This is a genomic window from Haloferax sp. YSSS75, assembly GCF_046764215.1.
Classification (GTDB): Archaea; Halobacteriota; Halobacteria; order Halobacteriales; family Haloferacaceae; genus Haloferax.
The window spans coordinates 2,389,982-2,408,303 of sequence record NZ_CP177206.1 but is presented as its reverse complement, the minus strand read 5'-3'; the positions used below and the strand labels follow the sequence as shown (position 1 = coordinate 2,408,303).

Below are 18,322 nucleotides of genomic sequence, written 5' to 3'. Positions count from 1 at the left end.
GAGAGTAAGCCGGCGCTGTCACCCTTTCGTCTCGTAGCTAAAGACAGATGACCGGCCACTTGCTGACTACACTCGCCACATTCGGCACACATGGGATGTCAGAATCCGAGGACTGCAACGGTGCCGCCTCACACCCTGTCCGACAAGCGGTAGTTTAGTTATCCCTGACTAACCACGACTTCGTATGGCAACGGCACGACGTGAACGATTCATCCGCGCGCAACTCGCGTGGATGCTCGGAGCGACGCTCGTCCTCGTCCTCCTCGACTCGCTGTCCTACGAGTTGGTGTTCGTCGTGTCACTCATCGGCTTTCTCGTCGTCGTCGAACTCACCGCCCCGATTGCGGTGACGCCGGCGTGGCGACGACGACTCCTGTGGCTCATCGGTGGTGGCCTCGTCGTCTTCGGTTACATCGTCGTTCAGCGGATTCTCGAAATTCTCCCACCGGGGGTGTTCTGAGTGCGCATCGGTTCGCGTGAGATTGGCTATCCCCACCTTCTCGTCGCAGGATTGCTCTTCGCGATGCTCCTCGGTGTCGGCATCGGTGCCAGCACCTCGGCGTCGACGTACGGCGCGTTCAACCCCGCGTGGGATGGCGGGTCTGGCGTCCGCGACGTGGCGACAGATTCCCGGACCGACGTCGCTCTCGCGTACAACACGACTGCCTACAGCGAGGCCAACGAGTCCAGGACTGTAGCGTTCGTCATCTCGCCAGCGACGGGGTATTCGGATGCAGAGGCCACACGAATCGAGGCGTTCGTCCGTGACGGCGGGACGCTCGTCGTCGCAGACGACTTCAGACCGCACAGCAACGAGTTACTCACACGACTCGGTGCGAGTGCCCGACTCGAGCAGACGCCGCTTCGAGACGACAGACACCAGTACAAGACGGGGGCGTTCCCGATTGCAACACAGACGAACGAATCCCCACTCACCCGTGACGTCGACCAACTCACGCTGAACCACCCGACGACTGTCTCCCCGAACGGGTCGACTGTCCTCGTCCGTTCGTCGAACTTCTCGTATCAGGACCTCGACGACGACGCGGAACTCGACGAGAGCGAGACGCTCCAATCGCACCCAATCGTGACGACCGAACGTCTCGGCGCGGGGACTGTCGTCGTCGTCAGTGACCCGAGTGTGTTCATCAATGCGATGCTCGACCAACCGGACAACCGTGCGTTCGCGGAGGCGCTCGTCGGGACGCACGACACGCTCCTCTTGGATTTCTCACACGGAGAAGAACGGCCACCGCTACAGGTTGCCCTTCACTCGCTTCGTGACTCACCTGTCCTCCAACTGCTCTTCGGCGGTGGCGTCCTCGGTGCGTTCGTGGTCGTTGCACGTCGCACAAGCGCTGAGTCGTAGCGTCGGCCGTCTTCACCGCTCTTTCCTTCCGCGCTCGACCACCACTTTTCGCGTCTGCTTGGCGTCGAGGCCGAACAGGAGTCCCGCGAGGAACAGGAGTTCGTTGCCCCGATAGTACTGTGTGACGATGAAATCGATGAGGCCGATATCCGGCGCTGCCACGCCGAATATGACCAAGAGGAGGGCGACGATGGCGGCGAGCCCGGCGACTGTCCTGACGACGACTCCCGAGACGAACCCGACGAGAAAGATGACGACTGCTGAGAGGATGCTCATCGCGTAGGGTAGGTGTGACACAGAAATATAGTCGTCGTGGGTCCCTGATTGCGTCGTGGCTTCTACCCGTCGGCCGAGGACTGTCTCTTTCTGGTCTCTTTGAGTGTCACGAGACCGCACTTATATGTGGACCCCGTCCACAGTTTCAGTAAGAATGAGTTCGCCCGAAGAGGTATATTCGACTATCCTCGACGAGACGTCTCAGGTCCTCGTCGGGAACGAAGACGCGATAGAAGCCCTCACCATCGCGTTACTCACGAATGGGCACGTCCTCCTCGAAGGGGTCCCTGGTGTCGCCAAGACGACGATAGCGAATCTCTTTGCCGAGGCCGCCAATCTCGACTTCCAGCGGATTCAGATGACGCCGGACGTCCTCCCTGCAGACGTCACCGGGACGCACATCTACCGGGAAACCATCGGTGAATTCCACCTCCAGCGCGGCCCCGTGTTCTCGAACGTCGTCCTCGCGGACGAAATCAACCGGGCGACGCCGAAGACGCAGTCGGCACTGCTAGAAGCCATGGAAGAAGGGCAGGTAACCATCGAGGGAGAGACACTGAAACTCCCGTATCCGTTCATGGTGGTCGCCACCCAGAACCCCATCGAGTACGAAGGGACGTTCAACCTCCCCGAAGCGCAGCGCGACCGGTTTCAGTTCAAAGTCGTCGTCGACATTCCGGACCGCGACGAGGAACGCGAGGTGCTCGAACGCTTCCACCGGTCTCCGTCGCTCAAACCCACAGACATCTCGACTGTCATCAGCGACGCCGACATCGGAGCGGCACGTCAGGTCGTCGAAGACGTCCACGTCGACGACAAGGTGTTCGACTACATCCTCGACCTCGTCGCGGCGACACGCGACCACCCGGACGTCGAGTTTGGCGCGTCGCCGCGTGCGTCACTCGCCTTCCTGCGTGGCGGGAAAGCAACGGCCGCGATTCGTGGCCGCGACTACGTGATTCCGGACGACGTCAAACGTCTGGCACCACTCATCCTGTCGCACCGCCTCGTTCTCGGGACGGAAGCAGAGATAAGTGGGCGCAGTCCGCGTGCGTTCGTCGAGGAAGTCGTCGAGACTGTTCCGACGCCGGACGTCGAACCGAACGAACCACTCGCCACGCCGGCCGCAGACGACGACTGACGGACGACCACGAGGACGTCCGATTTACGCCGTCGTAGAATCGAGCGAGTCGCTCCTGTCAGAGACGTCCCAGCGGCAGGTGACGGTGAAGTCGGCGTCTTCGGTGGGTGTGACGTCGACAGTCACCGGCGTGTCGAGTCCACGGGCGACGGCGACGCCGAGGAAGGAGGCGACGGGAGTATCGAACGTCTCGGCAGAGGCGAACCGACAGCCATCGAGGCGAACCGTGAGACGACCATCTCTTGGGTCGGTCTCTGCGTCTGCCGTCTCTACGAGTTCGAACAGTTCGGTGAGCGCGTCGGCGCTCTGTCGAGCCAGCGTCTTCGGGTCGTCACCGAGTGGTCCATCACGATGCTGTTGGAATTCGTCGTACAGACCGGTTCCACTCGGCGTGAATGCGACGCCACGGGCCGTCTCGTCGTCGGTGACGACGAAGGTGTCACGGAGGTGCTCCGAATCTGGAAGCGTGTACATCCGGTGTTCGGGAACGAACAGACGAACCGTCTCGCGTTCGGAATCGGGGACGTACACCCGCGTGTCCTGGAGGCCGAGTTCGTCGACGACTGCGTCGTGATTCGCCGCGTGGGGCTCGAACACGGCAGACCCGATGCCGATGGGGATGAACTGCTCGGGACTCAGGTAACGTGTGACGACTGCTGCGAACAGACCGATTGCCCCGAGGACGACGAGTGTCTCACGGACGGGTGGAAAGGCGAGTGCACCCGCGAGTCCGGCGACTCCGAGCACCGCCAACGCGACCGTTGTCCGCCGATACTGGGTCTGACGGAGTTCGTCGTGGCGCTGTCGCAGGTGCGCATTTTCACGACGGAGTCGTTCGAGTTCGTCTCTTCGCGAGTCGTCTCTCTCGTCTTCAAACTGGTCGTCTTCCACTGCTTCGGTCTGTCCGTGTAGTCGTTCATCGAGGCTCATCGGTGTTCCTCCGTTGCCGCAAGTCCGAGCGTGACGCGTTCGTATCGGTGCAGTACGTAGGAGAGACTCGCTGCGATGGCGACGAACACGAGGGCAGATTGCCACAGCCACCGCAGCGTCGACACGAGCGCCCACACGACAGCGAGTGAACCGACGTACGCACTCGCGATGGAGACGAGTTGTACTCTCGAGAACCGTGGGTCTACCCTCCCCACGAGGAGTGGGAAGACAGCAACCTGTGCCGCGGCGAGTGTGAGCAGTCGTTCCTGTGAGAGAAACGCGATAATCCAGAGTTGGGCACCGACGAACGCCGTGGTCCCGGACGTCAGGAACGCAATCGCAAGGACGAACGTGCCTGCGACGACGCCCCAGAGTCCATGGGTACTCGCGGCAACAGCGGTAAAGAGAATCACCCCCAAGCCGTCTCGGAGCGACAGCTCGTTCGAACGTAGCACACCATGGTTCGTCGGTCTATCGAGGTTCATTGTCTTTCTTCTATCTCACTCGGGTGCTGTGGCAGTCTCAGTCCTCGCCAGTTCGATCGCTGCCGTCGGGCTGACTTCGTACGCAGTGACGTTCGGCAACCGGTCGAGACGCCGGCGGAACTCTTCGAACGCCACGTATCGTTCTCTGTCGATGGGCGGGCCGTCGAACAGGACGTTCGGTGTGAGAAACACCGACGTTTGGCTACTCCGTTTCGACGCGACGACGACTGCCTCGTAGGTCTCTACCTTCGATGAATCGTCGGTGATGAGGACGAGGTGGTCGTCTCGGCCACCTCGTCCACACGACGCTTTGACCGCTGTAAACAGTGGGTCGTCGTTTACGCGGGAGACGTACGACGACGAGGTTGCGAGAAACGGGCGGAGCGTCGTCGCAAACCGCGATTCGTCACCTTCGAGAAGGTGGCCACGGGCGAGGGCTTCTGTCGGAGCGAGTGGGCGTGATTGACCGTCTCGCCGAAGATAGCCGTCCGCGGGGTCGGCGGTCAACAGGTGTCGTCGAATCATCTGATAGGCGTTCAAAGATGACGATGGGCCGAACTCCCACGCCGTTCTGTCGTCACTGACGAGGCGGGCCGAAATCGGGTCACTGTGCGATTCTGCCGCCCCAACGAGTCCGAGTGCGACTTCGCGCCCAAAGTCGAACATCGTCCGGCCGGGTGGGCCTCTGTTCATCTGCGACCGGGCGTCGACGACCATCGTGAGGAGGTAGTCAGACTCCGATTCGAATTCACGGATGTGCGGATGATTCATCCGTGCGGTGGTTTTCCAGTCCACCTGCGAGAGTGTGTCTCCGGGGAGGTACTGCCTGGTCTCGTGAGGGACCAATCCCGGACCGGTCTGTTCACTCGAATGCTCACCAAAGATACCCCCGGCAAGTTCACCGCCCCGGCCGACGTGGATTCCATCGGGTGACGGCGGTTCGACGAGACACTGGGCATCGACGGAGTTCGTCACAGTCTCAGTGAAGTAGCCGGCACGGTCAGCGAGTTCGACGTTGACTGTCTCGAACGAGATACGCCCGGCGATGGGAAACGTCACACTGCACGTCGTGGACGCAGTGGTTTCACCGGGCTCGATTCTGAGACTGCGCTGCTGTGTTGGTGGGCCCTCGACGCTCGGCGGCATCACGAGTTCGACGTCGAGTGGTGCGTCGACCGGTGACGAGAGCGACTCCGTCAGCGTGACGGCAGCCCGGCCGTCGACAAACACCGTCGTCTGCTCGACGGAGACGGCCGTCGAAAGCGCCTCGTCGGCGGCACTCATCGTCTTAACAGCGTTGAGTTGCGTAACGAGGAGCCACGCGGTGAGTCCCCCCGCGGCAAGCAGTGGCGCTGGCTGGTTCAAAACGACTGCATAGACGGCGAAAAAGCATGCAGTCCCAGCGAGCACGGCCCACCGTCGGGAAGGAACCATCGTGCTGGAGATTTGTGGCACTGCAGTTGAATGTTTTCGTGTTCACGTCGTATCACCACTCCCGCTACTACCACCACCCCGCCCACTGAGCGTATGAGAACTTCTCGTCGCGGGTACTCACGCGTCGTCCGTCCGAATGCGAAAATCCATTACAGTGGCACGTTTCGCTACGAGTAGTGCGTAGAGACTGGAGGACGGGCGTTCGTCTCGCGTGTGTACTGTTGGTAGTGATGACGACAGTCGTCGGCCCTGCAGTCGCCGCGCCTGCGATAGCCGACGAGAGAGACCAGTCGGCGTCGTCCTCACTCGCCACGTCGCCGGTGTACGAGCAACAAACCACGCCGGAGACGAACAACACGACCGACACCCTCCACGAGAACCCCGACGAAGTCGACGACGAAGACGAACTCGACCGTCTCCTCTCGTATCTCTCCGGCCGGATGAATACACAGATAGGAACGAGTACACTTCGACTCAGCCAAGGCGAGTACGGCGCGGCCAAAGCGGCACTCGGCGACGACTACTCGGACTCGTTGGGCAAGTACGTCGACGTCGAAGGTGAGACGGACGCCGACGGAGGGAGCGACCAGTACGAATCTGTCCAGAAGACACAGCGCGAGTACGTCGAGACGGTCCAGGAGTTTCGCGAAACACGACAGGAGTACCGCGAGGCGAAGCAGGCGGGGGACGACACCCGCGCCCGCGAACTTGCCCGGGAGCTGACCCAACTCGCGGACGAGGGTGACGAACAATCGAATCGACTCGCCAGCGCCTTCGGTACGATTTCGAATCGAACTGGGAGCGACCTCTCTCAGAGCAGCACGCGAATCGAGTCGGTGCAGGCGAACATCTCCGAGCAACGTGACGAAATCGCCGCAGCGGAGTTCGTCGATACGACGCTCACGGTTCGCTCGGCGACGCAGAACATCTCGTTTACCGACCCGCTCGTGCTGTCGGGGACGCTCGAAACCGAGAACGGAACGCCAGTCGGCCCCTCCACTGTGAGCTTCGAGATTGGCGAGCAGACGATTCAGACGGCCACCGAGCCGAATGGGTCGTTCACCGTCAGCTATCGGCCGACACAAATCCCGGCGAATACGTCGCGCCTGACCGTTCGGTATCGGCCACGAAACGACTCGCTGTATCGGACGACGTCGCAGACACTCCCGGTCTCGGTGACGCAGGTCGACGCGACGACACAGGTGTCGGTGCCGACCGATTCGGCGTTCGGATATGCAGACACGCTCAGTGTCGACGGAGTGGTGCGCGTCGATGGAACCCCGGTCGAAAACACCTCGCTCATCGCGTCACTCGACGGCGCGGACCTTGCGACAGCGAGGACGAACAAATCCGGCCGAACAGCGTTCGAGGGGTCGGTCCCCGCGTCGACGTCGGTGGGAGACGTGACGCTTCGCATCGCCCCCGAACACACAGACCGGGCGGTCAGAGTCACACCTGCGTCCGAGACGGTTCGAATCACGAGTGAGCAGACCGTGGTCGATGCCACCGCCCGGGTGGACGACGAGACTATCGTGGTCGAAGGGACGCTCTCGACGGACGAGGGTGACAGTGTGGCCACCCAACCACTCACAGTCCGCGTCGGCGGGATGACAGTCGAGACGACGACTGGTGTCTCGGGTGCCTACCGAACGACGGTCGAACGCCCCGACGAAGCGAACACGACGAACACGACGGTGACCGTCGCGTTCGACGGTCAGGGGACGAATCTCGAATCGTCGTCGACGACGGCGAGTATCCAACAGTCCGGTGCAGACGGTTCGAACGAGAACACGTCACCGGACGGCCTCCCGTTCGCGACGATGGACCTCCTGTGGGTCGTCGCAGGAACGGGTCTCGTTGGCTTCGCCACGGCCGTCCTCCTCCGTCGTCGGAACACGGAGACGGTCGGCGACGAACGCGATGCAGAACAGTCGACGACGAGCGACGACGAACCAGCAGTGGAACAGGCGTCGTCGCCAGTGTCGATGGCCGCGCTCTCGTCTGCCACTGACGCACTCTCGGCAGGCGCCCCTAACGATGCGGTCACAATCGCATACACCGCCGCACGAACAGCGGTCGGTGCGACTGTCGACATCGAAGACTCGGCCACGCACTGGGAGTTCTACCACCACTGTGCCGACGCCGGTGGTGTCGATGCGGCGGCGCTCGAACGACTCACGGTGGGTTACGAGAAAGCAGCCTACAGTGGTCGCTCGGTGGACGCCGCCGAAGCAGAAACGTTGGTCGACATCGCGGCGGAACTCGTCGAAGCGTCGTCGGACACCCGAGGTGGCACTCACTCGGAGAGCACGAGCGCGGCGCGCTGACCTGACCGCTGACCAACTGATTTTTGTACGCCCTCGACGCATCCTCAGCTAGATGTCGGAGCGTCCTGATTGGCGACTGTACCTCCCCGCGCCGATACGCACACTTCCAGCCGACCTTGTCGCCGTTCTCGTCATGGTCGGACTGACTCTGCTCGCGACGCTCACGCCCGGCCTCGACGAGACGCCGCTCCGCGTGGTCGTCGGCCTGCCGTTCGTCTTGTTCGCTCCGGGATACGCACTCATCGCCGCACTCTTTCCCGAACGCGGCCCAGAGCGCGACGAGACTGACGACGCGAACGAACGACTGGACGGCGATATCGACGACGAGGATGGAATCGACGGTATCGAGCGCGTCGCCCTCTCGTTTGGGACGAGTATCGCCGTCACCCCGCTTCTGGGACTCGTGCTCAACTTCACACCGTGGGGTATCCGACTCGTCCCAATCCTCGTCGCAGTCGGTGGGTTTACCCTCGTCAGCGTCGGCGTCGCCGCCGCACGCCGCAACGCCCTCCCGGAAGACGAGCGCTTCAGCGTCCCTTACGACGAGTGGCTTGCTGCTGGCAAGGCGGAACTGTTCGAACCTGCGACGCGAACCGACGCGATGCTGAACGTCGTCCTCGCCGTCAGTGTCGTCCTCGCGATGGGGAGCGTGGGCTACGCAGTCGCCGTCCCGAAAGACGGAGAGTCGTTCAGCGAACTCTACCTTCTCACAGAGAACGACGACGGAGAACTCGTCGCGGACGACTATCCCGAGGAACTGGTCCGTGGAGAACCCGCCACACTCACCGTCGGCGTCGGAAATCAAGAATACGAGACGGTCAATTACACGGCAGTCGTGTTGCTCCAGCGAGTCGAAGTCGAGAACAACTCGACGACTGTCCTCGAAGAAGACCAACTCAGAACGTTCTCTCCACGTCTCGCCCACAACGAGACGTGGCACGAGCAACACCAGATTCGCCCGACGATGACCGGAAACCGCCTTCGGCTGACCTACCTGTTGTACAAGGGTGCCCAACCCGCTTCACCGAGTGTCGAGAACGCCTACCGCGAAGTGCACCTGTGGGTGACCGTCCGCAACGAATCTGCGACTGGCCAGTAGTCCCGGCGAGGGAAGCAGCCAGTCTCACACCCGGACTATTGCGAGAAATGGGCACGAAACAAATATCTCAATATTAATTTTCTCACAATAATATTGATAATTAATCCTCAAACGACAATATACGGGGTTATTTTGGATAGATGACGAAGATAACTGACGGTTCGAAACGTGTTTGTCAGATGGTTGTTCGCGGTTCAGTCTCTCAGACAATTGCTAGACTGTGGTGAAGGAGAGTCAGTTGCTGGCTGATTGGCCAAAACTTGACTCTATATGGTAATGTATTTAATTTATCAAGACTGATATTCGTCAAGTAATACTTACAAAGGACAAGTGCGGATGCTAAGGCGTACCGATAGGATGGCCCCTTCAAATAGCCCAGTCTCTCGCCGTGGTGGTCGAGGTCCCAAAATCGAGCGCATCGCTGAGCGGTACGAAATCCCCGAGCTCGGTGACGACCTCGTCGCTGCGTGGTTAGGTGAGGGGCGACAACAGCGCAGTCTTCGTGAACTCGAAGTAGACGTAAACAAACGCCTGGTCCGTGCAGCACTCGACAAGGCCGGCGCACACGTTCTCGACGGTGAAGCCGAGAACTTCTATCGGCTCTTGACGAGCGACGACGTCACTGCCGGTAGCCGAACGGCGGCGCGAAACTCCCTCCGGGAGAAAGGCGTCGACGTCGACCAGTTGGAAGCCGACATCATCTCCTACCAGTCGGTGTACAACTACCTCAAACGGCACCGAAACGTCGAACGAGAATCGACAGATAGCGACGAATCTTCGACCGATTCCGGGCTCGATACGATTCGAAAGCTTCGGTCTCGTCTGCGGACGGTGACGGCCGGCGTCATCGACCGACTCGTCAACGCGAACGAGGTGTTCATCGGCCCGTACGAGATAGACGTCGATATCCGAGTGACCTGTACAGACTGCGAGACACGAATGACACCGACAGCGTTGCTCTCTTCCGGGCACTGTAACTGCACCCGTCGGACCGACGGTGCAGTGGACGAGTAGCGACCTGTCACCCTTCACAAACACACACGAATGAGTACACCAGAGGCAACCCAGCAGGCAACCGTTCGAATTCGAAATATCGGTGGCATAGATAGCCGCGACGTCACGCTCACTCCCGGCGTGACCGTTCTCACCGGACGCAACGCGACCAACCGGACGTCGTTCCTCCGCGCACTCATGGCCGGGTGCGGCAGCGATGCAGCTAGTATCAAAGGCGACGCCGACGAGGGGTCGGTCGAACTCGAACTCGACGGGCGGACGTTCACTCGCGTACTCTCCAGAGAGAACGGCCGAGTCGAATCGAGTGGCACCCCCTACCTTCGGGAGACGACGACGGCAGACCTGTTTGCCTTCTTGCTCTCGTCGAACGAGGCACGGCAGGCAGTCGTCACCAACCGTGACCTCCACGACGTCATCATGACGCCGGTCGATACGGAGGCAATCGAGGCGGAGATTGACCGTCTCCAGACCGAGCGCAAAGAGACCGAACGAAAGCTCGACGAGTTGTCGTCGCTCGAATCGGACGAACGCTCGTTAGCACAGCGACGAGACGAGTTACAGTCGAAGATATCCGACCTCGAAGCCAAACGCGACGACGTCAGTGCGCGAATCGACGAGGAAGACCAGACGGTCGAAGCACAGCGAGAGAATCAGGACGAACTCGACCGTGTTCTCGAAGACCTACAGGAGGCACGCTCGGAGTTAGAGACCGTTCGATTCCGTCTCGAGAGTGAACGAGAGAGCGTCGAGTCGCTTCGCGAAGAGCGGAGTGACCTCGAAGACGAACTCGACTCCTTCGAGGCGGCCGACATCGACCGTGAGGCCGTTTCGGCACGCATCGACCGCATCCGAACCGAAATCGAGGAACTGAACACGACGATTGCGGACCTCCAGACCGTCATCCAGTACACCGAAGACGTGCTCGACGGCAAGGCCGGCCTGGTCGAAGACTCGCTCGGTGGCGACGACGACGGTGTGCCCACTGACCGACTCGTCGACTCGGGGACGATTACCTGCTGGACGTGTGGGTCGGACGTCGACGCCGAACAGATAGAAGCGACGACGGACCGTCTGCGAGACGTCAGAGACGACCGGCGAGACCAACGCGCGGAGTTGCGTCGCGAACTCGACGACCTCGAGCGTGACCTTCGGTCCGCAGAACAGTCGCAGAAACGGCGGCAGCAGATACAGCGCAAACTCGACCGTCTCGAAGACGAACTCGATAACCGGAGCGACCAAATCGCGTCGTTGACGGCAGACCGCGACGAACTCTCAGAACGGGTCGAACAACTGGAGGTGGAGGCGTCGAACCTTCGGGGACAGGCCGAGAGCAACCTCATCGAACTCCACAAAAAGCTGAACGAAGTGGAGTTCTCCCTCGACAGAGCGCGCGACGAACTCGCGTCGGTGAACGACGACATCGACGCGATAAGCGAGCAGTTCGACGAGCGGGCGGAACTCGAAGCACGCCGTGAGGAACTGGCCGAGGAACTCGAAGCAGCACGGACGCGGATTCAGTCGCTCACCAACGCCGCCGTCGATGCGTTCAACGAGGAGATGGAGACGATTCTCGACCACCTCGGCTACGAGAACATCGAACGCGTCTGGCTCGAACGAGTCGAACGCCGCGTCCGAGAGGGGCGACGGAAAGTGATGAAGACCCAGTTCGAACTGCACATCGTCAGGGAGTCCGATTCGGGAACCGTCTACGAGGACACGATAGACCACCTCTCGGAGAGCGAACGTGAAGTCGTCGGCCTCGTCTTCGCACTCGCCGGCTATCTCGTCCACGAAGTCTACGAAGACGTCCCGTTCATGCTACTGGACTCCGTCGAAGCAATCGACTCCGACCGAATCGCGGCACTGGTCGAACACTTCGAGCAGTATCCGACTTACCTCGTCGCCGCACTCCTGCCGGAGGACGCACAGGCCCTCGACGCCGCGTACGACCGTGTCACGTGGGGTGACGACGTGAACTCCTCGACTGCGTAACCACGCCCGCGGCCACCCACTTCTTTCTCCCCCGGTCCGCCGACACACGTTCTGCGACTGAAATTACTCTTGCCTCGGTATGCGGCCGCCATCTCTCCTGTTTGGGTTTCGTTCGCCAACCAGTCGAACCCACTTTTGCCGTTTACTGACTTGGGATATACCGCTAGTACGCAAGAGATTTAACACATCAGCAGAATGTATTTTACAGCAGACATAAGGGGGCGTTACTATTACCACGCAAACGACAAACAAGGACGCAAACGGGAGGACTCGACTCTGGTACGACTGTGAACGAAAAGAAGCGGTTTCGGAGGCCATTCTGGCGGCCACGAGCGACCACAAAGATTGTGCAGTGACGGTGTTACCACCGCTGTCGAAGGCCGTCGACGTCGACGCGTTGAACTCACTCTTCGGGACGGACCGTCCCGCGGCGCCGTCGCTGTCGAGCGGGACTATCGAATTCGAATACGCCGACGTCGTCGTCACCGTCTCGACTGTCGGGACGATAGAAGTCGAGAACCTGGACCGTCTCGAATCGTCGGCCAACTAATCGGTCTCTCCGTCCGAACGTCGCCCTCCACCTGCCGTTTGGTTTTTCGGGACAGTGTCGTCCTCCCAACAGCGAGACGTCTGAACCCCGTCTCGACGGCGCGCGTCGCCGGCAATGGGTCTCGTCCGTTCCGAGTGACGTCATCCGATACGACGCGATACCAGCGATTCGCTCGTGCATTCTGCTGTGCCGTCGCCGCCGTCGGTTCGGTAACCGACGGCCCGCGCGACGTACCTTTTTGTTCCGTGACCGCCGAAGGGTGGTATGGAACTCGAATTACGCTTCTTCGCGACGTTTCGGGAGGTGGCCGGACAGAAGTCGGTCCAGTGGCACGCCGACGACGACTCGACGGTCGGCGACGTCCTTCGGGCACTCGAAGCCGAGTACGATGGTCTCTCGGGGGAACTCATCGAGGACGGCGATGTCCGCCCACACGTGAACGTACTGAAGAACGGTCGTGAAGTCGTCCATCTCGAGGGCCTGGAGACGACCCTCGAAGACGGCGACAAGATAAGCGTCTTCCCACCGGTCGCAGGAGGCTGAGATGGCACGTCGAGAGCGAGCGTTTCGAGGTATCTCGAAACGCCTCGTCGTCCAGTACCTCGAAGGACTCGGCGGTGAGGCAGTCGGTGATGCTCGCGTCGTCGGCGAGGGGTGGACCGTCGACATCGACACCGAACGAGTGACGATTACGAGTAGCATCCAACTGACCGAGGTTCAACTCACCTTCGAAGGCGACGACGAGACACTCGACGAACTCATCGACACGTTCGCTCAAAAGGCGATGCGCGCAGGTGGATGACCGTGGGGGCCGACGGCGACCCGGGCGACCCACACCGGACACCCGAACGCCTGCGTGACCGACTGGGCCCCGAGGACGACTCACCCCACGGGGGCGCAATCGACGGCACCGCAATCATGATTGCCGCCGCCAAAGCCAGCGTCCCCGCTGCGCTCGTCCCCGTCCTCCTCGACCGGGCACAGACGTATCTCGATGCCCACGCCGTCGAATACGACCGGGAGTTCGAGTGTATCTACGAAGACGAGGACGTCGCAGTCTACTTCGTCCCGCTCGGCCACTGGGACACGAAGGGTGCGGAACTCGGCTTCTCACACCGAGAAATCGATGCGGTTCGGCGGGCACACACGGAGCACCTTCGCCGCCTCGGCACCGACGCCGAACGGCGAAACGAGTTCGAGACGGCACTCGAAATCCGGGAAGTCGCCGTCGTCGACGTCGCCTGACCGCGGCAAACCCGTCGCTGATAGACGGGTATTTCGGTGCCTGTGACCTGCATCTGGTAGATGGGAACAGTTCCTCCTGACCTTCTCGACGGTGTCCGTGATGCCGCGCCGCTTCACCTCGGCCTCGTCCCGTTCGGCCTCGTCGCGGGCGTCGCCGCCGTCGAACAGGGTCTCTCGGTTCTCCACGCGATTGGCTTTTCTAGCATCGTCTTCGCCGGCGCGTCGCAACTCGCTATGATAGAACTCCTCGGGGCCGACGCACCGCTCGCCATCGTCATCGGAACCGCGGTCATGGTCAACCTTCGGATGATGATGTACTCGGCGTCTATCGCGCCGTACTTTCGGAAGTTCGCCACCCGGTCGAAGACGCTCGCCTCGTATCTGCTCACCGACCAGGCGTACGCCCTCTCTATCGCTCGCTACGACCACGATACTGGGACCGACCGCTTGGCCTACTACATCGGTGTCGCCGCGTCGTTGTGGGTCGTCTGGCAGAGTTCGACCATCGCTGGCGCGTTCCTCGGCGAAAGCCTCCCGCCCGAGTGGGGGTTCGAGTTCGCCGCCCCACTCGTGTTTCTCGCGTTGTTGGTCCCGACGTTGAAAGACCGGGCGTCGACCGCTTCCGGTCTCACGGGTGGTGTCGTCGCCGTGGCCGTCGTCGTCGCCGGCGTCCCGTTCCACGCCGACATCATGATTGCTGCCGTCGTGGGCGTCGCCGTCGGCCTCTTCGTCGACTCACGCGGAGGTGCCGCGTAGATGGCGACGAGTTACGACTCGACGACGATTTGGGGCGTCATCGTCGTCGCGGGCGTCCTCACGTTCGCTATCAGAGGCTCGTTCGTCTACCTGTTCGGCCGTATCGACGCGGTTCCACCGACGGTCCAATCGGCGCTCGAATACGTTCCAGCGGCCGTCTTCGCCGCCCTCGTCTTCCCCGCCGTCCTCGCACCGGCCGGGACGCTCGAACTGTCGCTCGGGAACGACCGACTTATCGCTGGAGCGCTCGCCGCACTCGCGGCGTGGTACACAGAGCGCGTCGTCGTCACTATCGCCGTCGGGATGATTGCGTTGTGGGTTCTCCGGTTCGTCGTCTGACTCGCCTCGTCGGATTCGTCGCCGCTCCAATCGGGTTGCTTCTCGCTGGGTCCTGTCTGGTGTGAGCGACGTGTCGGTGCCTATGTGTGCTGGGGCTACCAAATGTGGCGTGACACAGACAGAGGGTGAGTTCAGCACGAAGGCTTCGTTCGATTCCCCGTGAACCGAATCATAGCTCTATGGCTATCTCTTGTGCAGGTGTTACACACCCTTCACCTCACTAACAGACGATGACCTCACCCTCCGTTGGGTCTTCAAGATCCGCATCGGCGGTGTTCTCAGCATCGTGATCGGCAGTTACGCGTACTTGCATATCGTCAACATAGTATCTCGCAACCCAGGGTGCGAGGTCACCAATGGGTCCAGCTTCTTGTTGTACTTTGACGGCAGCGTATGACTCGTCGTCTCGGAGGTAGTAGAAACCGTCCTTGTCTGGTTCCATCTCCGCGAACCCGTCTTTCAGTCGGTCGTACTCTTCTTCGGTGAGGTATGACGAGGCCGGGTCGTGGGTATACTCACTCATGCTGAGGGCCTGATCAATGGCCTCCTGTAATCGTTTTAGGTCGAACTGCTCAGCTGTCACGGATTCAGTCTGTACGCTTCTAGGGATGTCGTGGGGAAGAGTAACTATGACCGTTGAATCCTCGAATTTGACACCGATGTAGCAAACGTCGCCCCGAAGATAATAGATGTCGCCCGGGCCTGATTCCATGTCCTCGAATGCTGCCCGCACGGTGTCGAATTCACTCCGAGAGAGATGGGCAGCAACCCGGCCCTCGCACCGCTCATCAGCCAGCCGAACCCACGCTGTTTCGATTGTCTCTTGTAGTCGGTCGATAGCGGAGAACGGAGCAGTGTCGGCAGACTTGACGGTCACATTTTCAGGCACCCTCTCGCGGATAGAGACTATCGCTTTGTTGTCTCCCATGTCTATCGAACCGTTCCCGTGGATACCGACCACGAACCCCTTGTCGTAGGTGGTGACAGAATCCACTGAGAGATGTACCGTGGTGAACTCCGGGTCGCTAGTCTGATTGAGGTAGCGTTGCTTTTCTATATTTTTGATATATGTGCCGATGTCATTTTTGTTGAGCGTGGCGTCGTCAGGGAGTTCAAGCCCCGGGTTGGCAGGGTCACAGGACTCGGGAGGGCCGGGTGATTCGTTCAAGAGTCCGACGCCGAGACAACCGGCGAGCGGTGTACAGAAAGCGAACCCGGTCGTCAACAAGAGATTGCGTCGGTTCATGTTCTACGTCCGTAGACAGACGTGTATATGTCTTCTCCACTCGCAGACAGTTCTCGAAGTCAGAACTGCCTGCAAACTCAGGCACACACGAGTTGCAGAGTGTCTCTATTGAAAGGATTCGAATATTCGCACCAGTCCATCTCGACCGCTCTGGACGACCTGGTCACCACAAAATCTCCTGCAAGACACGCGCCCGCTATTCAGCAGAAGCTCGCCAAACTATCACAAACCGACCATGTAGACAGCATCCCCAGCGCTATTCGGCGACTGGTTGCCGAACAATCGTCTTCAACTTCTCCGGGTCGGTGCGGCGCATGTCGCTCAGATATATTTCGTGGTGGTCGCCGTCGCGGACGTATCCGTTCTGTTCGATGTACTCGTGGACGCGTTCGATAGTCGGTCCCTCCTCGGAGAACGGCCCGACGTGGAGCGTCTGCGCGGACAACCCTTCGTCGAACGACTCGAACCGAACCGTCGACAGTGCAGGGAGGTCCTTCTTCTGGGCGACGTTCTCACGCGCCCGTTCGACGACGTCTTCGGTCACGACGTCGGGTTGCATAATCATCAGCGTCCACTGCCACTCGTCTTTCTTCCCGACTTCGAAGGCGTCCATCTCGTCGGCCCACCACCGCCCTTCGAGCGGCATGACGACGTACTTCAGGTCCTGTTCGTCTTTCACGATGGACCGAATCGCGTAGCTGAAGGGGTACAGCGTCTCGACTGCGGCGCTGAACTCGGGTGACGTGTTCGGGTCTCCTTCGCCGTCTAACATCAGATACGAGAGCGTGGGCACCTCGACGAGGGAGACTTCGTCGGCCGACTGTCGGTACAACGCTTTCAGTTCGTTCTTGTAATCCACCGACTCCATCGTGTGAGTACGTTGAACAGACGAGGCAATAAGCCTACGAGCACCGACTCACGCCGGCGGCACCATCACCATCGCCCGCTCTACCGCCGGAAGTCGCTCGTCGAGTTGGTCCCAGTCGTCGCCTCGGTTCGGAGAGTGCCAAATCGAACCGTCAGCCAACCCGGCCCACAGGTGGTCGGGCATCGCCGGGTCAGTGACGAGTGCGTACGGCATCGACGTGCCGGGGAGTCCGTCTAGTCGAACCCAGTTTCGCTCACCAGTCCGACGGAAGACAGCGGCCTTCGCGTCGTCCCCTCCGTGGGCCGCAAACGGCCCAGTCGACGCAGAGACGTACCAGATAGTCGGTTTCGTCGGGTGGGCGGCGACGCTCCATCCGTACCCTCTATCGAGTCCACCGCCCGGCTTACGCCACGATTCACCTCCGTCTGTGCTCCGTGCACCCGGGCGCTTCCCAATTCCCGCGCCGCCTTCGTAGACGAACTCGCCTTCGGTGGCGTGCCAGACGAGACTGTGGCAGTCTCGAATCGCCTTCGGACGGTGATTCGACCACGTCTCCCCACCGTCGGCGCTCCGAACCACGGCCCCGAACTCGATGCCGGCGACGACGACGTCAGGGTCGTCGGGCGACACCGCGAGTGCCTGCACGTATGCAGTGAACGGCGGTGACGCCGGTGAGCGCCACATCCGACGACCACGGATTTGCCGGAAGGATTCGGATTCTACCCACGTCTCGCCACCGTCGTCTGACCGGAAGACACCAGATGGCCGGACGCCGGCGTAGAACCGCCGTGGGTCGCTCGGTGCGACGGCGACTGCCATCACCGTCTCGTCGGCGAGTCCGCTTTGGGTCCAGATCACGCCCCCGTCGCTCGACAGGAAGATGCCACTGTCTTCGGTTCCCGCGAGGACGAGTCCCGTTTTGGCCGCCCCAGTCGCCAGCGACGAAACCGAATGCCCGTGGAGGTGTTCGGTGTTGGATGGTTCTCCCTCAGTTACCCGAGTAATGCCTGTCCCGGTTGTCGAAATGAAACTCCGTGCTCTCATCTGCTGCTCCGTTTCGCCTACGTATCTATTGGCCGTGTCAAGAGATAACAGTTAACGCACAGTCGGTCGTACTAGTTGGTAGCGCTCTGTTCTGTGTCTCGGCACAGTGCAGCGGGGTGACAGAGAATGTTGTCTGCGACGGGGAGAGTCGTCGATACGAACGTCGGCGAGGGGTGTTGGGAGGCTCAGACCATCCCGACGACAGGG

At 60.9% G+C, this 18,322-nt stretch carries 20 protein-coding genes; 13 read left to right on the top strand and 7 right to left on the bottom strand.

Annotated elements, in window-relative coordinates:
• The first annotated feature begins 184 nt into the window (after positions 1-184).
• Together ACK3R5_RS12765 and ACK3R5_RS12760 are read left to right on the top strand one after the other, a co-directional pair.
• Positions 185-460 (top strand): hypothetical protein, encoded by a 276-nt coding sequence (locus ACK3R5_RS12765; RefSeq protein ID WP_411964437.1) that lies wholly within the window; start codon positions 185-187, stop codon positions 458-460.
• Positions 461-1,369: a DUF4350 domain-containing protein gene (locus ACK3R5_RS12760; protein ID WP_411967209.1), complete on the top strand. Its 909-nt coding sequence runs from the start codon at positions 461-463 to the stop codon at positions 1,367-1,369. It abuts the gene before it with no gap.
• A 12-nt stretch (positions 1,370-1,381) separates the two neighbouring features.
• Here the strand turns inward: ACK3R5_RS12760 and ACK3R5_RS12755 are convergent, their stop codons facing one another.
• The gene (locus ACK3R5_RS12755; RefSeq protein WP_411964435.1) at positions 1,382-1,645 is read right to left on the bottom strand and encodes a hypothetical protein; all 264 of its coding nucleotides are present in this window, start codon (positions 1,643-1,645) and stop codon (positions 1,382-1,384) included.
• A gap of 154 nt (positions 1,646-1,799) precedes the next feature.
• Here ACK3R5_RS12755 and ACK3R5_RS12750 point away from each other — a divergent pair, with 154 nt between their 5' ends.
• Positions 1,800-2,786 (top strand): AAA family ATPase, encoded by a 987-nt coding sequence (locus ACK3R5_RS12750; protein ID WP_411964434.1) that lies wholly within the window; start codon positions 1,800-1,802, stop codon positions 2,784-2,786.
• A gap of 24 nt (positions 2,787-2,810) precedes the next feature.
• On the opposite strand, the gene ACK3R5_RS12745 is transcribed toward ACK3R5_RS12750, so the two are convergent.
• Genes ACK3R5_RS12745 through ACK3R5_RS12735 form a run of 3 tightly spaced genes read right to left on the bottom strand, consistent with a single transcriptional unit; the run spans position 2,811 to position 5,635 of the window.
• On the bottom strand, positions 2,811-3,716 hold the full coding sequence (locus tag ACK3R5_RS12745; RefSeq protein ID WP_411967208.1) for a hypothetical protein: 906 nt from the start codon (positions 3,714-3,716) through the stop codon (positions 2,811-2,813).
• Entirely contained in the window at positions 3,713-4,171 is a 459-nt protein-coding gene (locus tag ACK3R5_RS12740; RefSeq protein ID WP_411964432.1) for a hypothetical protein, read from the bottom strand. Before ACK3R5_RS12740 ends, ACK3R5_RS12745 begins: the two co-directional genes overlap by 4 nt.
• A 45-nt stretch (positions 4,172-4,216) precedes the next feature.
• Positions 4,217-5,635: a DUF58 domain-containing protein gene (locus ACK3R5_RS12735; protein WP_411967207.1), complete on the bottom strand. Its 1,419-nt coding sequence runs from the start codon at positions 5,633-5,635 to the stop codon at positions 4,217-4,219.
• A 230-nt stretch (positions 5,636-5,865) separates the two neighbouring features.
• Between ACK3R5_RS12735 and ACK3R5_RS12730 the strand changes: the two genes are divergently transcribed.
• The 10 genes from ACK3R5_RS12730 (at position 5,866) to ACK3R5_RS12685 (ending at position 14,957) form a co-directional block, all read left to right on the top strand.
• Positions 5,866-7,962: a DUF4129 domain-containing protein gene (locus ACK3R5_RS12730; RefSeq protein ID WP_411967206.1), complete on the top strand. Its 2,097-nt coding sequence runs from the start codon at positions 5,866-5,868 to the stop codon at positions 7,960-7,962.
• Positions 7,963-8,014: 52 nt separating this feature from the next.
• Positions 8,015-9,061 (top strand): DUF1616 domain-containing protein, encoded by a 1,047-nt coding sequence (locus ACK3R5_RS12725; protein WP_411967205.1) that lies wholly within the window; start codon positions 8,015-8,017, stop codon positions 9,059-9,061.
• Between the two features lie 357 nt (positions 9,062-9,418).
• Positions 9,419-10,075, top strand: a complete 657-nt coding sequence (rdfA, locus tag ACK3R5_RS12720; RefSeq protein ID WP_411967204.1) for a rod-determining factor RdfA — start codon at positions 9,419-9,421, stop codon at positions 10,073-10,075.
• A 30-nt stretch (positions 10,076-10,105) separates the two neighbouring features.
• The gene (locus ACK3R5_RS12715; protein WP_411967203.1) at positions 10,106-12,067 is read left to right on the top strand and encodes an archaea-specific SMC-related protein; all 1,962 of its coding nucleotides are present in this window, start codon (positions 10,106-10,108) and stop codon (positions 12,065-12,067) included.
• A 229-nt stretch (positions 12,068-12,296) separates the two neighbouring features.
• A complete protein-coding gene (locus ACK3R5_RS12710; RefSeq protein ID WP_411968659.1) occupies positions 12,297-12,617 on the top strand; it encodes a HalOD1 output domain-containing protein in 321 nt (106 codons plus the stop codon).
• 264 nt (positions 12,618-12,881) lie between these two features.
• Entirely contained in the window at positions 12,882-13,160 is a 279-nt protein-coding gene (locus tag ACK3R5_RS12705; RefSeq protein WP_411964426.1) for a ubiquitin-like small modifier protein 1, read from the top strand.
• A gap of 1 nt (position 13,161) precedes the next feature.
• Positions 13,162-13,419, top strand: a complete 258-nt coding sequence (locus ACK3R5_RS12700; protein ID WP_411964425.1) for a hypothetical protein — start codon at positions 13,162-13,164, stop codon at positions 13,417-13,419.
• Positions 13,416-13,862 (top strand): hypothetical protein, encoded by a 447-nt coding sequence (locus ACK3R5_RS12695; protein ID WP_411964424.1) that lies wholly within the window; start codon positions 13,416-13,418, stop codon positions 13,860-13,862. Before ACK3R5_RS12700 ends, ACK3R5_RS12695 begins: the two co-directional genes overlap by 4 nt.
• A gap of 60 nt (positions 13,863-13,922) precedes the next feature.
• Positions 13,923-14,618, top strand: coding sequence for an AzlC family ABC transporter permease (locus ACK3R5_RS12690; RefSeq protein WP_411967202.1), 696 nt, complete (start codon positions 13,923-13,925; stop codon positions 14,616-14,618).
• Entirely contained in the window at positions 14,619-14,957 is a 339-nt protein-coding gene (locus tag ACK3R5_RS12685) for an AzlD domain-containing protein (protein WP_411967201.1), read from the top strand.
• A gap of 220 nt (positions 14,958-15,177) precedes the next feature.
• Here the strand turns inward: ACK3R5_RS12685 and ACK3R5_RS12680 are convergent, their stop codons facing one another.
• From ACK3R5_RS12680 to ACK3R5_RS12670, 3 genes are all read right to left on the bottom strand, one after another.
• Positions 15,178-16,203, bottom strand: a complete 1,026-nt coding sequence (locus ACK3R5_RS12680; protein WP_411967200.1) for a hypothetical protein — start codon at positions 16,201-16,203, stop codon at positions 15,178-15,180.
• Positions 16,204-16,459: 256 nt separating this feature from the next.
• Positions 16,460-17,071: a GyrI-like domain-containing protein gene (locus ACK3R5_RS12675; RefSeq protein ID WP_411967199.1), complete on the bottom strand. Its 612-nt coding sequence runs from the start codon at positions 17,069-17,071 to the stop codon at positions 16,460-16,462.
• 48 nt (positions 17,072-17,119) lie between these two features.
• Complete coding sequence (locus tag ACK3R5_RS12670; RefSeq protein WP_411967197.1) at positions 17,120-18,115, bottom strand: WD40/YVTN/BNR-like repeat-containing protein; 996 nt, start codon at positions 18,113-18,115, stop codon at positions 17,120-17,122.
• Positions 18,116-18,322 lie beyond the last annotated feature (207 nt).

Bases quoted from the DNA above. Each gene is read 5' to 3' on its own strand.
- ACK3R5_RS12685 (WP_411967201.1), top strand. From the start codon at position 14,619: ATGGCGACGAGTTACGACTCGACGACGATTTGGGGCGTCATCGTCGTC.
- ACK3R5_RS12750 (WP_411964434.1), top strand. From the start codon at position 1,800: ATGAGTTCGCCCGAAGAGGTATATTCGACTATCCTCGACGAGACGTCT.
- ACK3R5_RS12745 (WP_411967208.1), bottom strand. From the start codon at position 3,716: ATGAGCCTCGATGAACGACTACACGGACAGACCGAAGCAGTGGAAGAC.
- ACK3R5_RS12680 (WP_411967200.1), bottom strand. From the start codon at position 16,203: ATGAACCGACGCAATCTCTTGTTGACGACCGGGTTCGCTTTCTGTACA.
- rdfA (WP_411967204.1), top strand. From the start codon at position 9,419: ATGGCCCCTTCAAATAGCCCAGTCTCTCGCCGTGGTGGTCGAGGTCCC.
- ACK3R5_RS12715 (WP_411967203.1), top strand. From the start codon at position 10,106: ATGAGTACACCAGAGGCAACCCAGCAGGCAACCGTTCGAATTCGAAAT.
- ACK3R5_RS12670 (WP_411967197.1), bottom strand. From the start codon at position 18,115: ATGAGAGCACGGAGTTTCATTTCGACAACCGGGACAGGCATTACTCGG.
- ACK3R5_RS12675 (WP_411967199.1), bottom strand. From the start codon at position 17,071: ATGGAGTCGGTGGATTACAAGAACGAACTGAAAGCGTTGTACCGACAG.
- ACK3R5_RS12765 (WP_411964437.1), top strand. From the start codon at position 185: ATGGCAACGGCACGACGTGAACGATTCATCCGCGCGCAACTCGCGTGG.
- ACK3R5_RS12755 (WP_411964435.1), bottom strand. From the start codon at position 1,645: ATGAGCATCCTCTCAGCAGTCGTCATCTTTCTCGTCGGGTTCGTCTCG.
- ACK3R5_RS12730 (WP_411967206.1), top strand. From the start codon at position 5,866: ATGACGACAGTCGTCGGCCCTGCAGTCGCCGCGCCTGCGATAGCCGAC.
- ACK3R5_RS12690 (WP_411967202.1), top strand. From the start codon at position 13,923: ATGGGAACAGTTCCTCCTGACCTTCTCGACGGTGTCCGTGATGCCGCG.
- ACK3R5_RS12705 (WP_411964426.1), top strand. From the start codon at position 12,882: ATGGAACTCGAATTACGCTTCTTCGCGACGTTTCGGGAGGTGGCCGGA.
- ACK3R5_RS12700 (WP_411964425.1), top strand. From the start codon at position 13,162: ATGGCACGTCGAGAGCGAGCGTTTCGAGGTATCTCGAAACGCCTCGTC.
- ACK3R5_RS12735 (WP_411967207.1), bottom strand. From the start codon at position 5,635: ATGGTTCCTTCCCGACGGTGGGCCGTGCTCGCTGGGACTGCATGCTTT.
- ACK3R5_RS12725 (WP_411967205.1), top strand. From the start codon at position 8,015: ATGTCGGAGCGTCCTGATTGGCGACTGTACCTCCCCGCGCCGATACGC.
- ACK3R5_RS12695 (WP_411964424.1), top strand. From the start codon at position 13,416: ATGACCGTGGGGGCCGACGGCGACCCGGGCGACCCACACCGGACACCC.